Below are 12,654 nucleotides of genomic sequence, written 5' to 3'. Positions count from 1 at the left end.
ATGTCATGCCGCGTCGGCGTATAGTAGCGTTTGTAATGCCGTTATTGCTTTTTTGAATTCGTCAACTCCACCGAATTCATTTACTATTTCAATTGGATTTCCTTGCTGTGCAATAGGCTCAACAGAGATGATATCTGGTGTAATTTGATTCAAACCATAGTCTACGTACTTCTCTAAAATCAAATTCAATATTTCTTTTGCTTTCTCAGTGTAATGTTCGAAGAAATCCGCTTTGTTTTTCTTTAGAAGATCTGCTCTTTGCTTTCTTGTCAATGGCTTCAAATCAAATGCCACCATACAAAGTATGTCGAACGGATCTTTGTCCTGTTGTTTGGTTATTTCCATTAATTGATCAATAGAAATTCCATTATTTTCTAACTCGCTTAAAATTAGTTGTCGCTGTTCCAAATCGTTCCACTTGCTCCGAAAATCGTACATTGACGAAAACATTGTGGTGATGTGTTCTTTGGCATATTGCGTGAACTGTACTGTTCTTAATCTGCCGTTTGAGTCTAAGATTTGAACTGTTTCTGCAACAATTGAAACTGTGCCTTCACTTAAATAATATTTCCTTCTCCGTTCTCCAACCGTTCCCTCTGGCGGTAGCACATCTGTGTCGCCTTCATCTTCCCATTCTTCCGTTTCTTCTGTCGGAGGATCTGGTATCCATTCATCATGATCAATAACATTGCCATCTTCGTCAATTTCTTCTTCAGTAATTAATGGAGGTTCGCCATCAAAATCAGGATCAGCGAAATTTCGGGTAGCACTTCCAGTATAATCTAATATTGTAAAAAACAGCTTTTCTTTATCTTCTCTTACACGCGTGCCGCGCCCTACAATTTGTTTAAACTCGGTCATTGAATTAATTGTTCTGAAAATCACAATGTTTTTGCACGTTGGTACATCAACCCCGGTGCTCATCAGTCTCGAAGTTGTCACAACTACTGGAATCGATTCATCAATATCCATAAACCTACTTAAATGGCCTTTTCCTATATCTCCTTCCTCTGAAACAATACGCACGACATAATCAGGATATTGCCGCACTATGTCTGTATTTAAGTTATTTATTTCTCTACGAAAGTGATCAGCGTGTTCTTGATTCACACAAAAAACTATGGTTTTGTCAAACCGGCCATATTTCACCATAAAGTTTTGAAAGTGCTTAACTACAGCCTTTGTTCTTGGTAAAAAAGATAGCGTATTTTCAAAATCCGGTGTGGTATATATACCATCAGGAATCAATTCGCCATTATCATCTAATTGACCATCTTCAGGTCTAAATCCGGTGGCATCCGTTTCAGTAACTATTCGATGGACCAGGTAAGGGGCTAGAAATCCGTCTTCAATACCTTGCCTGAGGCTGTAGATATACAATGGATTTCCAAAATATGCATAGGTATCTATGTTATCATCCCTAAGAGGAGTAGCTGTCAAACCCACTTGGACGGATGTATTGAAATAATTTAAAATCATACGCCAGTTGCTCTCATCGGATGAACTACCTCTGTGGCACTCATCAATAACAATCAGGTCAAAAAAATCTCTTGGTAATTTTCGAAATGCCCCGGGCCGATTACTATCTTCAGCTAAAGATTGGTAAGTTGAAAAATATATTTCCCTACTGCTTGGTAATCCTTCTTCTGGAACTAAACATCTTGCGTTACCAAATACAGAGAAATCTTTAGCGTGAGGGTCGGTCACCAAAATACTGCGATCTGCCAGAAATAATACTTTCGGTCGTCGGTATTCTCCTTTTGTATTCCACCGATTATTCCAAAGCTTATAAATTATTTGAAATGCGACAGTTGTCTTACCAGTTCCAGTAGCCAAAGTTAATAATACTCTTTTTCTTCCTTTTAAAATTACTTTTACCGCTGGCATTAACCGCATTTCTTTGATAATATCTTAATTCCTTTCCAATCGTTGCATAAAATGGCTTTAAAAAAGTTTCCTTGATTTCTGCATCAATATTATCTTTTTCACTTAATCTTGCCCAAAGTTCTTCGGGTTGAGGAAACCGGTCGATTTTTTGTTCGATTCCGGTAAGAAAATCGAATTCCAAAATATCTGTGCCGTTAGTAGAATAGGCAAATTTCAATCCTAATATTTCAGCGTATTCTTTAGCCTGTTGCATACCATCAGATGCAGACTTATATTTCTTTTTAGCTTCAATTATTGCGATGGGGAAATTTTGGGAGTAACGCAGAAGATAGTCAAATCGTTTAGCTTTTTTTCTTCTAGCTTTTCGACCGATAACAATTATCTTACCATCTGTAAATGTTCTTTGCTCCAGAATCAACTCGTCTGTCCACAGACTTTCATACAATTTTGGCAATACTTCTTTTCTGCAAGTATCTGCCTCACTGTCATTAGCATTGAATTGGATGATAGGTTCGTTCATTTACGGGTTTGATCACTGTAAAAGTAACATATTAATCTATTATTGCTGCGCTGGCAAAATGACGCCATTGCTGTTTAGGTTAAGAAATGATTTAATTGATAAAAAAGGAAAAGAGGAGTTCGCCGTAAAACCTAAACACACCAACCCATTGCATCGCTTAAACAACCGGCAGCAGCAAGCAGGAAAACTGTCAAGGGCGCTGCTACCGTTAAAATATCATTAATTGCAGCGTTCATATACCCTTGACAGTTTTCCTGCGGTGCTAATTTTGTGATGGCGGTGCGGTGGTCTGGTGAAATAAGGAAAAAAGGCAATCTGTAGTGAGCGGGAGCGAGCATCAGTTTGCCTGTGCGGGCAGGGGGGCTGTCGGTGTAATGCAACCCGGAGCGATAGCGCGTGGTGAAATGCAACCGTCTGCCTCCCTGCAAGGGCTAAACTTTCAGTGTCTCCATTGCTTGTTTATAAATCTCTTCAGCTATAATGAACAGCTTACACACCTTATCCGATAGCGCCTTTACAACCTCCTTGTCCGCATTAAAATCATCTTTATATCTACCGGCGGAGTAACCGGTTTGTAAAAACTCAAAAAGCTGAATACCTTCAACCGAACCTAAATCGAATACAGTTTTAAAATCGTCTGTAAAGATCAATGTTATCCTTAATTGCCTGGCCAGATTATGGATAGCAAGCCTGTAACCTAAATTTACCCTGATGATGGCACTTAAAGTACTCTCTACTGCCTGGTGCATCAGAAATAACGCCAGATTATAGTTGCCGTCATCATAACAGTTTAAAGAAGTATCTAAGAAATCCTTTGCCTGTTTCCCCCAACGATTCCAGATCGTTTCAGCCTGTGTCTTGACCAACAGATTATCGATGTGTTTTAAATCAGGCAAAACAAGATTCTCCGATTGATAGGCTATTTTGTTCCTTGCCAGTGCATTCATAAAGAAGCGGTTTCCCTCATTAAGCGCGCGCATAAATGCATCCGACTTATGCACGATCGCACAAACGTTTATAAACGGTTTGCAGATCTGTTCTACCTTATCAACAATACTATGTTCAGGCGTTTTGTCTTTCTCCTCAGTAATGATCAGCAGGTAATAAGTAGCAGGAGAAGGATGCGTTCCTAAATGCACAATCATTAAAACGGATCTTACTTCTGAAAGTATGAGTTCCTTCAATTGGTTCAAGCCGTGTTTTTCCTCCGGCGTAATCATTTCATTAAATGCGCAGTTAACCCGGATTAATGAGAGGCTATTCGGAAACCTTTTTACCTCAGCAGTAATTTGTGGCTCGTCGTCATCCTTCTTTTTAATTACCGGCTCAATTTCACGCTGCCGGATAATCCATACCGCTTCATACAACTTTTGCATATTCTCATAGAAATAAATAACGTCGCTTACATCCAACGACTCATCAACGGCATCCTTCGACAAACCAGTTTCCAACCACTCGTAAAGAAAATCACGGTATTGATCTACAGAGTAAACCTTAAAGAAATTACCAATGGCGAGATAGGGATTAATACGCTCTACCGAGGATAGGTATACGGGATAATGAAGCCATTCCCTTTCTTCCTGCTGCAACTGCTCATCAAAGTTGATATGAATTGCATCTGCAATTTTCTTAGTTTTCTTGGTCTGACTTAACACATATACCGCTTCCACGAGACGGGCATTCAACTGATGCGTGTACAGCAGGCTCGCCGGATTATCCCGATCGCCTTTGTAATAACCCTCTTGTATTACACACTTCCGCCATTCCAGTAGAGCCTCCTGATGCCCCGGCAGCCAGTCCGAATGAAAGAAATCACGAATCACGGTTAAAGGATCATTGATCTCATCCTGATCAAGATATTTTGGATAGAAGTTCTGTGTATCTAATTGCTTTTGTTCCATCACTATCGCATTGTAACCGGCCTGCATTAACCGGCAACACAAAAGAATAGCGAGACAGCCCAGTACCGAACCACAGCGATTTGTACTTTACAATAATGCGGTTGTTTTGTACATTTACAATAATTGATACATTTACGCCATGGCAGAAACTTTACACATTGGAAGAAAGATTAGCAAGATACGTGAGCTTCGTGGTATGAAGCAGGAAGCTTTGGCAGCGGAACTTGGCATCAGTCAACAAGCTATTTCCAAGATAGAGCAAAGCGCAGATGTAGAAGAGGTTGCTTTAAGTAAAATTGCAACGGTGTTGGGTATTACTAGTGAGGCAATAAGGAGCTTTACGGAAGAATCCATTTTTAATTACTTTAACACATTTAATGATAATAGCGGTGCAGGTGCCTGGAGCACAAGCAGCACTTTTAATTTCAACCCAATTGATAAATTGGTGGAAGTATTTGAAGAGAATAAAAAGCTTTACGAGCAGTTATTAGCGAGCGAACGAGAAAAAATAGAGATTCTTAAGAATTCCAAATAGTTTAGGCTCTTCAGGGGCTTTTCTTTTATAATTTAGATCAGCATAGTTCAAGTATTAGAAATGCGTTTGCATTTCTAAGTTGCTAGATTTATAGAAATGTACATTTCTATAAATCTAGCAATCTATTTTTCTAGGTTGCTACATCTATTTCCAGATTGTTAAGTTATTACAGACAATAGAACATAAACTGATCCTTTAAATCCTCCTGCTCCTGTAAATAAGTCTAATAGTTATTATTCTAATAAGCCTCCCTATTAGAGCCGTTTTCTTCCTTCTAGTGCTTTAAAGGCTATTTCTTCTAATACTGTTTCTAATATCCCTCTAATTAATAATGTTAATTAACATCATTAATTAGAACCCATATCGGCCTGGAATCAGTTCCAGTATTCTTGATCAAACCTTTTTGACGCATACCAGCAATGATATTATTAATTCTAATCTTTTTCTGCTCATCGCTATATAGATCAGATAGTCTATTCCATAATATTTCGTTGATATCTGAGCGGCCTAAAGATCCATGATCCTCCAAGCCCTTAATTATCCAATCAAAGTATTGCTTAGTTTCAAATGCTTTATGTTTAGTGTAGATTGCTTTTTGCCCTGTAGTTTGAGCTATTTGAGCTGAGATATAATAGTGCGGCTTCTTACCTTCTATGAGGCCTTTATTTTTAAGTAGCTTTGCTTCAACCTCCGTAAGAGACCTGTGCTTCTGTACTTTATCTAACAAGACAATTTCGTCTAAGCTGAGTTTCGGATTTTTAGCTAAGACGCGTGCAAATTCAATATCTAAAACTTTTCCTATTAAAGTCGCTTTTACCTGCCATCTGGAAACGTCATAGTCGGGAAGTGGGAAGAAGCGCTCCTTTTGTAAACGAAACATTCTTTTGATCCCGCTTCCTACTGTGTCAATCATATTTAAATTAACCATGGCCTGGGCTAAGAAATTATTGCGGTAATACCCGGGAGGGACATCGCTTTCTATCACACTTTCTATGGAACCAGGTAAGAATTCTCCTAGATTTGTGAAGGTTAAGTGAGCATCCTCGGTTTCTATGACATTTATTCTGCCAGCCATTGAATAGTCCTGATGGGCAATACAATTATTCAAAGCTTCACGAATATTAAAAGGATCATATTGTTCTACTTCATCCGGGAATAGTGTCCCATCTTTAATATATCGATATTTTAAATTCCTGATTTTATGGTACACTTGATTGACAGTTAAAAGTAAGGGGCATGTGAAGTGTTCATAATCCCGCTCTACATTATCTTTATCCTTAAGAACCCACGTAATCCGACTGGTTGCCGGTGCGATGAAATGCTCGGATTCTGATCTTCCCAAAAGTAAAATCGTTGTCCTTGTTATCTTGCCTTTAATAGTCAGTTTAGCTTTGTTTAAAAAGGTAACATCGTCCCAACCATCAAGTTCTACAGCAAGCCTCGGATTTTTAACTCTAAACGTTTCTCGCGCCATTTTGATCGCCTGCTCGTCAAGGTCGTCTATTGTTGCAGCGTCACAAATACCAGCACTCCAATCAATATGCTGAATCTGTTTTCTAATCCGTTCAATCTCTTCCAAATTTAAAGGAGACAATTCCTCGCCATCGCGACCATAATAATGCCCCTCCCAAGCTATAGGTATGCCCTGGGGCGCTGCTGGTATCTGAAACATAACGATCCTTCCATCGGGCAGATCAAGTTCATGTATCTCTATGAAAGTAATGCGATTTGTAGTTTTGTTAGCGATCTCGCCTTTAAGACTATCCAAATGAGCACGGTTTTCATGGCGATATTTACTCGCTACAATATTCCTAGATTTGTTTTCAATCCCGAAAACTAGCCAGGCATAAGGTTTGCCTTGTAGGTTAGCTTCATTACTTAAAGCTGAAAAGTATTTACCGATCTTTTCAAATGGAAAGTCATTTTTCGCTTCTTTAAATTCAACAACTTCGGTTTCAGCAGGAAGACTTCTTAGTTTATCAAGAATATGTTTTAATTCTTTTTGGGTCATGGATTTCCGTTACTATAGCTTTAAAGCCAATCACTTTAAAGCAAATATAACTTAATAGCGGTTATTCTAGATGATGTTAAACACATCGGAGACATTAAGTATTGGTTAAAGAAAATTGCTTTTAACCCGGCCTTAACCCCCTTCTTTTCTTTCTCTTGCGCTTGAACTGGTTCAATGCAGCTTGATCCATATCACCAGCATCGTGATCAGTGCCGAGCAAATGCCCGATAAAATCGCGATCAGGTAAACCCTGATGATCCATCGGCTGCCGACCTGCTGATTGGCCCTGTAGATCTGATCCGCGCTGTCCACTATTCTTTGTATCTGAAAAGCCAGGTTGGTTGCGGCGCTGTCTATCATTTCCAGTCTTCTGCTGGTACTTTCGATTTGCGTTTCCGATCTGATCCTGTAGGTTTCCATCGCCCTGCTGTACATTCTTTCTATTTCCGGTAGCAACTTTTGTATCTGCGTCAGTTCCGGCTGATTGTCCGGCTCTAGCTGACTGCTGTTCTCTTGTCCTAGCATTTGCCTGGTGAATTGCTGTGCGATCTCTTTCTTGTTCATAACTGATAGCATTTTTAATGGCCTGCCATTTATAGGCATTACCTAAATGAGCACCCTTGAACTGCATGCCTTCGTATCCATAAGATATGCCGCTTACAAAGCCGGTGCTGGCCTGGTTAAACAATACGTTAATGCCCTGTGCTTCTAAAGCCTGAATAAACTGTACTGCATCCGGCTTTTGACTCAGCACATTTTTTATAATGATCTGTAACTTCATTTTAACGGATGGTTCATCCGTGCGCTTCATCATTTCCAGTTCATTCTTGGTCATAGCTCTTTCCTTTGCCTGCCTGCTGGAAATGACCTCGGTCAACCCATGCTGCTTTTCCAGCTTCCTTAGCACTTGCTCACTGCGGTGATAGTCCTTACTGTCAGAGACCACTTTGCCGTCGTAGCCGATCCGGTTGACCAGTATATGCAAATGTGGATGATCCGCATCAAAGTGCCGGAAGATCGCATACTGGTGCTGATCAAATCCCATATTGTTCAAATATTCATTTGCAAGCATGTTCATTTGTTCATCGCCGAGGTTTTCGTTTGGTGGAAAGTTCAGAGAGGTATGATAAAAGTATTTTTGCAGGTTTGGCCTTAACATTCTGACCAACGCCACTTCTTGCATGATAGAATGCTCGTTGCCCGATGTAAACGACATATCGAGAATCTTAGCCACACCCTGATTGATCTTTTGCAGGTTGTATCGCAATGCTCCCCTGAAACCTTTTCCTTTGACCTGGTCCGCTGTCATTTCAATAAACAGTTAAGAATATCCTTTTGCGTTTTCAGCAGTGCAAGTAGGATGGTCGTAAGTGCGGGTGAAATTTTTCCGGCATGTACCAGTTTCACTGCTTGGTTTAGATTAACACCGATCTTATGAAGCTCCTGGTATAGTTCCGCATTAACAGGTGATAGTTTAATAACAGGGAACCTGCCGCTAAAAGCTTTCTGCCTGATCCAGTTCGCCGGTGTTACCGCAACTGCCTTGGCATAATTGCAAACGATCTCGTTCTCTTCTTTTGTCAAACGAATATTGACCTGTATGATCCTTTTATCTTCTTCCTGCAGAGCCGGTCTTCCCATGGTCTTTGATTTTAAACGGAGTGCAAAATCATGTTGATCTCCGAAGGAGCAAGCCGTTTAAGCGTAGCGAAAACATGGCTTGCTCCTATCTGGCGAACACATACTTATTTACTGAAACTAATACGCTTGCTCTTAACTTCTCCCCTTAGAACTTTCATAATATCCTCGTAACTGTAATAAAGGATTCCGCCAATTTTTGTAAAAGGAATAGTACCATTGTCCCGTAAAGTTTGCAGTGTATTGTTGGAGATCTTGAGCAGGTTCTTGACCTGGTAGCTCTTTAAAAACTTCCTTGGCTCTTCTGCTGAACCGCCGCTTATTAATGCTTTCATCTGATTTAAAAGTTGTTCACCGAATTCCTTTAAATCTTCCTTGGTGATAATTTCTGCTGCCATAATTTTAAACTTTATTAGTTTCTTACTTTTATTGAAAATCCTAAATGATTAAATCATAGATCAAAAATGATGATCTCAATCGAATTGAAATCACCACTTCAACCAACGTGGGGTGATTTTATACAAAAATCGGTCAAGGGAACTGAAAACTACTCTGAGTTTATCCGAGTCGGACGGTATGTGTAAACCAAATTAGTTAGTGGTAGACGGTGCTTTTTAAAGAATGGGCGCTCTCGATACTTTTCTCAAAACGGATTATGACTACAGAGCAATTAATCGATAAAGCTGTATAAGCGCCTTTCAACAGTTAACCGAATCGCTTGAGAGTATATGGGGGATACAGCGTGATCTATTCCTGCAAACGACTGAACAGCTCCGCTTGCCGTCTGCGGTTTCAATAGGACTTTCCGGCAGAAACTGCTCTTTTGAATACTTGACATACCATGTATCCCCGAGCGCCATTCCTTCCGGCGTGATCGTCCCTTCGCGCTGTTTGTGAATGAATCCTGCGCTTTTTGACTTATATATTGATTTTTACGGGAAGGTATTTTATAAATTTTACTAACGCTTGCTAACTATCTTTTACCTTTAAGGAGTGGGTGAAAATATAACAGCGCATACGAATGAATAAAAATAAATACGTGTTAGGCCTGAACGCTGCTTATCATGAAAGCTCAGCTTGCCTGTTCAAGGACGGAGAAATGATCGCTTTTATTGAGGAGGAGCGCTTGAACCGAGTCAAACATGCCAAGGAATCTATGGTTGACAATTCTGACCAACTGCCGCAGCAAGCGATCGCTTACTGTCTGCAAAAAGCAGGGATCAGCTTAAATAAGGTAGACCATATTGCTTATTCCCTGAACCCGGAAAAAAGACTCCGGGAAAATATGGTGCATCACCATCCTTACGAAGTCAGCGCCGACGATTTTGGTTCTGCTGAAGGCGAGCGTTTATTTTACGAACATAACCTGCTGGTCGAGGAAAAACTGCGGTCCGATGGATTCAAAGGCGATTTTCATTATTTGAACCACCATGACTGCCATGCGGCAGGCGCATTTTTCCTCTCGGGTTTCGATACCGCTGCCATCCTGGTCATAGACGGGATTGCGGAGTTTGAATCCACCACCATTTATACCGCCGATAAGGGCCATCTGAAAGCTTTGAAAAGCATTTCCTACCCGAATTCCCTGGGGTTTTTATGGGAGAAGATCTCTAAATACCTGGGGTTCTCCGAATATGATGTGGCCAAGGTCATGGGCTTATCGGCCTACGGACAGGCGGCAGTTTACAAGAAACGTTTCCGCAAACTGGTCAATGTCAAAGAAGACGGCAGCTTTGGGATCGATGACAGCATCATTCAGTTCCGCAGTGAAAACTATACCGGGTTGGAGCAGCTGTTTGAAGCCCCAAAAAGGATGCAGGGGATCAGTGCGGTCGGACCAAAGCATCAGGATTATGCGGATATCGCTGCTTCGCTGCAGGAGGTCACAGAAGAGATCCTGCTCAAGCTTTGTAAAAATATCCGGGAAGTGACGCGGCAGAAAAACCTGTGCCTTAGCGGTGGGGTCGCCTTGAACTGCGTGGCCAACTCCAAGCTCATTTACGAGAATATTTTTAAAAATATTTTTGTGCAGCCGCAGGCACACGATGCCGGCACCGCGATCGGCGCGGCTTGTTACCTGCTTAATTATACGTTACTGGAGCGGAAAATCGTTTTCCCCTCGCGTGTCTTTTTCGGGCCGGTCTATACAGATGAACTGATCTACCAGGAGCTGGGGCGCTCGAACCTGAAATTCAAACGGGTAAAAGACATCGAACGAATGGTCGCAGAGCTGATCGCGGATGGTAACCTGGTCGCCCTGTTCCAGGGAGATATGGAATCCGGCCCCCGGGCGCTGGGGCGGCGCAGTATCCTGGGCGACCCCAGGAACAGCGAGCTGCATGATGTGATCAACCGTCAGGTCAAATACCGCGAGCAGTTCCGTCCGCTTTGCCCAAGCATCCTGGCAGAATATGCGCATGAATGGTTCGACATGAATGACGAAATACCCGATGCGACCCGGTATATGCTCGCCGCTATGACGATCCTGCCCGGAAAACGGGGCAGCATCCCTGCCGTGGTGCATGTGAACAACACCGCCCGGATACAAGTTGTCGAAAAAGAAAGCTCGCCGGAGTTTTGGAAAGTGCTCCAAGAATTCCGGAAACTGACGAACGTCCCTGTGCTGATCAATACATCCTTCAATATCCAGGAGCCGATCGTTTGTTCACCGGCCGATGCGATCGCTACTTTTTCCCGGTCAAAGCTCAATTTTTTGGCCATTGGTAATTTTATATGTGAAAGAAGATGAAAATACTGATCAAAGACGCGGATTTTTTAGTGACCGGCAATGCCGCCGGAGATATTTTTCAGCGATGCTCGCTGCTGATCGAGAATAACGAGATCCTGGAATGCCCGACTTCGGTCACAGAAGCAGACCTGATTATTGATGCCCGGGGTAAGCTGGTCTTTCCGGGTTTGATCAATACGCACCATCACTTTTTTCAGACTGCTTTTCGTTTCGTTCCTGAAATGCAATCTGCGCCGCTGGACAAATGGGTGGGCATCTTATGCCAATACGCACTGAATTTTAATGCCGAAGACTGGTATAACAGTGCCATGTGCTCGCTGGCGGAGCTGGCCCTGTCAGGCTGCACAACGACCTCCGATCACTGTTACTTGATACCAAATGACAACGATCGGTTTTTTGACGAAGAGATCAGGGCCGCGGCGGCGATCGGTATGCGCTTTCACCCGGTCAGGGGCAGCATGTCTTTGGAAGCATCCGCTGGTAATGTTTTTCCGGCCAGCGTCTGTCAGCCCTTAACTCACGTGCTGTCAGAGATCCAGCGTCTGAGCGACGCCTATCATGACCCTTCGTTCGGCTCCATGTGCCGGATCGCGGCCGGACCCTGCTTCCCGGTATTCCCGGTGTCTTCCAGTCAGGAAGAAATGCAGCAGGTCGCCGCCCTTTGCCGCAAGAACGGTTTGCGTTTCCATACCCACGCGGCGGAAGAGATCACCGAGTACGATTATACCCTGGCCAGGCACGGTTTAAGCCCGATCGCCTATTTAGATAGCATTGGCTGCCTGGGCGAAGACGTCTGGCTGGCGCACTGCAATTTCCTGACACCGGAGGATATGGCGATCCTGAAAAAGACCGGCACGTCGGTTTCTTCCTGCCCTTCGGCCAACTCGCGGGGTGCCGGCATTTCCCGGGTGACCGAATACCTGGATGCAGGCATACCCGTGAGCGTTGGCGTTGACGGCGCAGCCGGCAATGATACTTCGAATATCCTGTCAGAACTGCGGATGTTGCGCACTTTGCAAGGGGCCAGGGAAGGGGTATTAGCCTCCTACCTGATTAATCATCCCGAACTAAGGCCTTCCTTCGATTCGGATCTCAAAGATATTTCCTACCTGGAGATCGGCCGGCTCTTGGAGGTCGCGACCATGCATGGAGCCAGGGCGTTGGGACGGGCCGCCGAGATCGGCAGCATCGAACCCGGAAAATTAGCGGATATCGTCATTTTTGACGACGATGTCCTGAGCCATGCCGGCGCGGTCAACCGCACCGGGGCCGTTTTTTCCTGTACGCCCTTGCGCGCCTGGTATACTATCGTCAACGGAAAAGTGATCGTGGAAGAAGGACAACTGGTAACCGCCGACGAACGACAGCTAATCAGCGAACAGCGCAAGACCATCAAACGTGTGATACAATAAC

At 42.9% G+C, this 12,654-nt stretch carries 10 protein-coding genes; 3 read left to right on the top strand and 7 right to left on the bottom strand.

The window, feature by feature from the left end:
- Positions 1 to 3: 3 nt before the first annotated feature.
- From hsdR to ACVW2L_RS17560, 3 genes are all read right to left on the bottom strand, one after another.
- Entirely contained in the window at positions 4 to 1,887 is a 1,884-nt protein-coding gene (gene hsdR, locus ACVW2L_RS17570; RefSeq protein WP_457129259.1) for an EcoAI/FtnUII family type I restriction enzme subunit R, read from the bottom strand.
- On the bottom strand, positions 1,817 to 2,407 hold the full coding sequence (locus ACVW2L_RS17565; RefSeq protein ID WP_457129258.1) for a type I restriction endonuclease: 591 nt from the start codon (positions 2,405 to 2,407) through the stop codon (positions 1,817 to 1,819). Before ACVW2L_RS17565 ends, hsdR begins: the two co-directional genes overlap by 71 nt.
- 431 nt (positions 2,408 to 2,838) lie before the next feature.
- On the bottom strand, positions 2,839 to 4,308 hold the full coding sequence (locus ACVW2L_RS17560) for a HEPN domain-containing protein (protein WP_457129257.1): 1,470 nt from the start codon (positions 4,306 to 4,308) through the stop codon (positions 2,839 to 2,841).
- Between the two features lie 139 nt (positions 4,309 to 4,447).
- Between ACVW2L_RS17560 and ACVW2L_RS17555 the strand changes: the two genes are divergently transcribed.
- Positions 4,448 to 4,843, top strand: a complete 396-nt coding sequence (locus ACVW2L_RS17555; protein WP_457129256.1) for a helix-turn-helix domain-containing protein — start codon at positions 4,448 to 4,450, stop codon at positions 4,841 to 4,843.
- A gap of 334 nt (positions 4,844 to 5,177) precedes the next feature.
- On the opposite strand, the gene ACVW2L_RS17550 is transcribed toward ACVW2L_RS17555, so the two are convergent.
- The 4 genes from ACVW2L_RS17550 to ACVW2L_RS17535 form a co-directional block, all read right to left on the bottom strand.
- The gene (locus ACVW2L_RS17550) at positions 5,178 to 6,854 is read right to left on the bottom strand and encodes an RNA-binding domain-containing protein (RefSeq protein WP_457129255.1); all 1,677 of its coding nucleotides are present in this window, start codon (positions 6,852 to 6,854) and stop codon (positions 5,178 to 5,180) included.
- 121 nt (positions 6,855 to 6,975) lie between these two features.
- Entirely contained in the window at positions 6,976 to 8,163 is a 1,188-nt protein-coding gene (locus ACVW2L_RS17545) for a relaxase/mobilization nuclease domain-containing protein (protein WP_457129254.1), read from the bottom strand.
- Complete coding sequence (locus ACVW2L_RS17540; RefSeq protein WP_457129253.1) at positions 8,160 to 8,495, bottom strand: plasmid mobilization protein; 336 nt, start codon at positions 8,493 to 8,495, stop codon at positions 8,160 to 8,162. The genes ACVW2L_RS17545 and ACVW2L_RS17540 overlap by 4 nt, the downstream gene beginning before the upstream one ends.
- A 104-nt stretch (positions 8,496 to 8,599) precedes the next feature.
- Positions 8,600 to 8,890, bottom strand: coding sequence for a helix-turn-helix domain-containing protein (locus ACVW2L_RS17535; RefSeq protein WP_457129252.1), 291 nt, complete (start codon positions 8,888 to 8,890; stop codon positions 8,600 to 8,602).
- Positions 8,891 to 9,513: 623 nt separating this feature from the next.
- On the opposite strand from ACVW2L_RS17535, the gene ACVW2L_RS17530 reads away from it, so the two are divergent.
- Together ACVW2L_RS17530 and ACVW2L_RS17525 are read left to right on the top strand one after the other, a co-directional pair.
- The gene (locus ACVW2L_RS17530) at positions 9,514 to 11,241 is read left to right on the top strand and encodes a carbamoyltransferase family protein (protein WP_457129251.1); all 1,728 of its coding nucleotides are present in this window, start codon (positions 9,514 to 9,516) and stop codon (positions 11,239 to 11,241) included.
- Positions 11,238 to 12,653, top strand: coding sequence for an amidohydrolase family protein (locus tag ACVW2L_RS17525; RefSeq protein WP_457129250.1), 1,416 nt, complete (start codon positions 11,238 to 11,240; stop codon positions 12,651 to 12,653). Before ACVW2L_RS17530 ends, ACVW2L_RS17525 begins: the two co-directional genes overlap by 4 nt.
- Position 12,654 lies beyond the last annotated feature (1 nt).

This window comes from Mucilaginibacter sp. HD30 (assembly GCF_054061755.1).
This window is presented reverse-complemented; position numbering and strand designations above follow the sequence as displayed.

What these genes read in the sequence shown, in the direction of transcription:
- ACVW2L_RS17545 (WP_457129254.1), bottom strand. Translation starts at nt 8,163, where the DNA reads ATGACAGCGGACCAGGTCAAAGGAAAAGGTTTCAGGGGAGCATTGCGA.
- ACVW2L_RS17525 (WP_457129250.1), top strand. Translation starts at nt 11,238, where the DNA reads ATGAAAATACTGATCAAAGACGCGGATTTTTTAGTGACCGGCAATGCC.
- ACVW2L_RS17560 (WP_457129257.1), bottom strand. Translation starts at nt 4,308, where the DNA reads ATGGAACAAAAGCAATTAGATACACAGAACTTCTATCCAAAATATCTT.
- ACVW2L_RS17540 (WP_457129253.1), bottom strand. Translation starts at nt 8,495, where the DNA reads ATGGGAAGACCGGCTCTGCAGGAAGAAGATAAAAGGATCATACAGGTC.
- ACVW2L_RS17555 (WP_457129256.1), top strand. Translation starts at nt 4,448, where the DNA reads ATGGCAGAAACTTTACACATTGGAAGAAAGATTAGCAAGATACGTGAG.
- ACVW2L_RS17565 (WP_457129258.1), bottom strand. Translation starts at nt 2,407, where the DNA reads ATGAACGAACCTATCATCCAATTCAATGCTAATGACAGTGAGGCAGAT.
- ACVW2L_RS17530 (WP_457129251.1), top strand. Translation starts at nt 9,514, where the DNA reads ATGAATAAAAATAAATACGTGTTAGGCCTGAACGCTGCTTATCATGAA.
- ACVW2L_RS17535 (WP_457129252.1), bottom strand. Translation starts at nt 8,890, where the DNA reads ATGGCAGCAGAAATTATCACCAAGGAAGATTTAAAGGAATTCGGTGAA.
- hsdR (WP_457129259.1), bottom strand. Translation starts at nt 1,887, where the DNA reads ATGCCAGCGGTAAAAGTAATTTTAAAAGGAAGAAAAAGAGTATTATTA.
- ACVW2L_RS17550 (WP_457129255.1), bottom strand. Translation starts at nt 6,854, where the DNA reads ATGACCCAAAAAGAATTAAAACATATTCTTGATAAACTAAGAAGTCTT.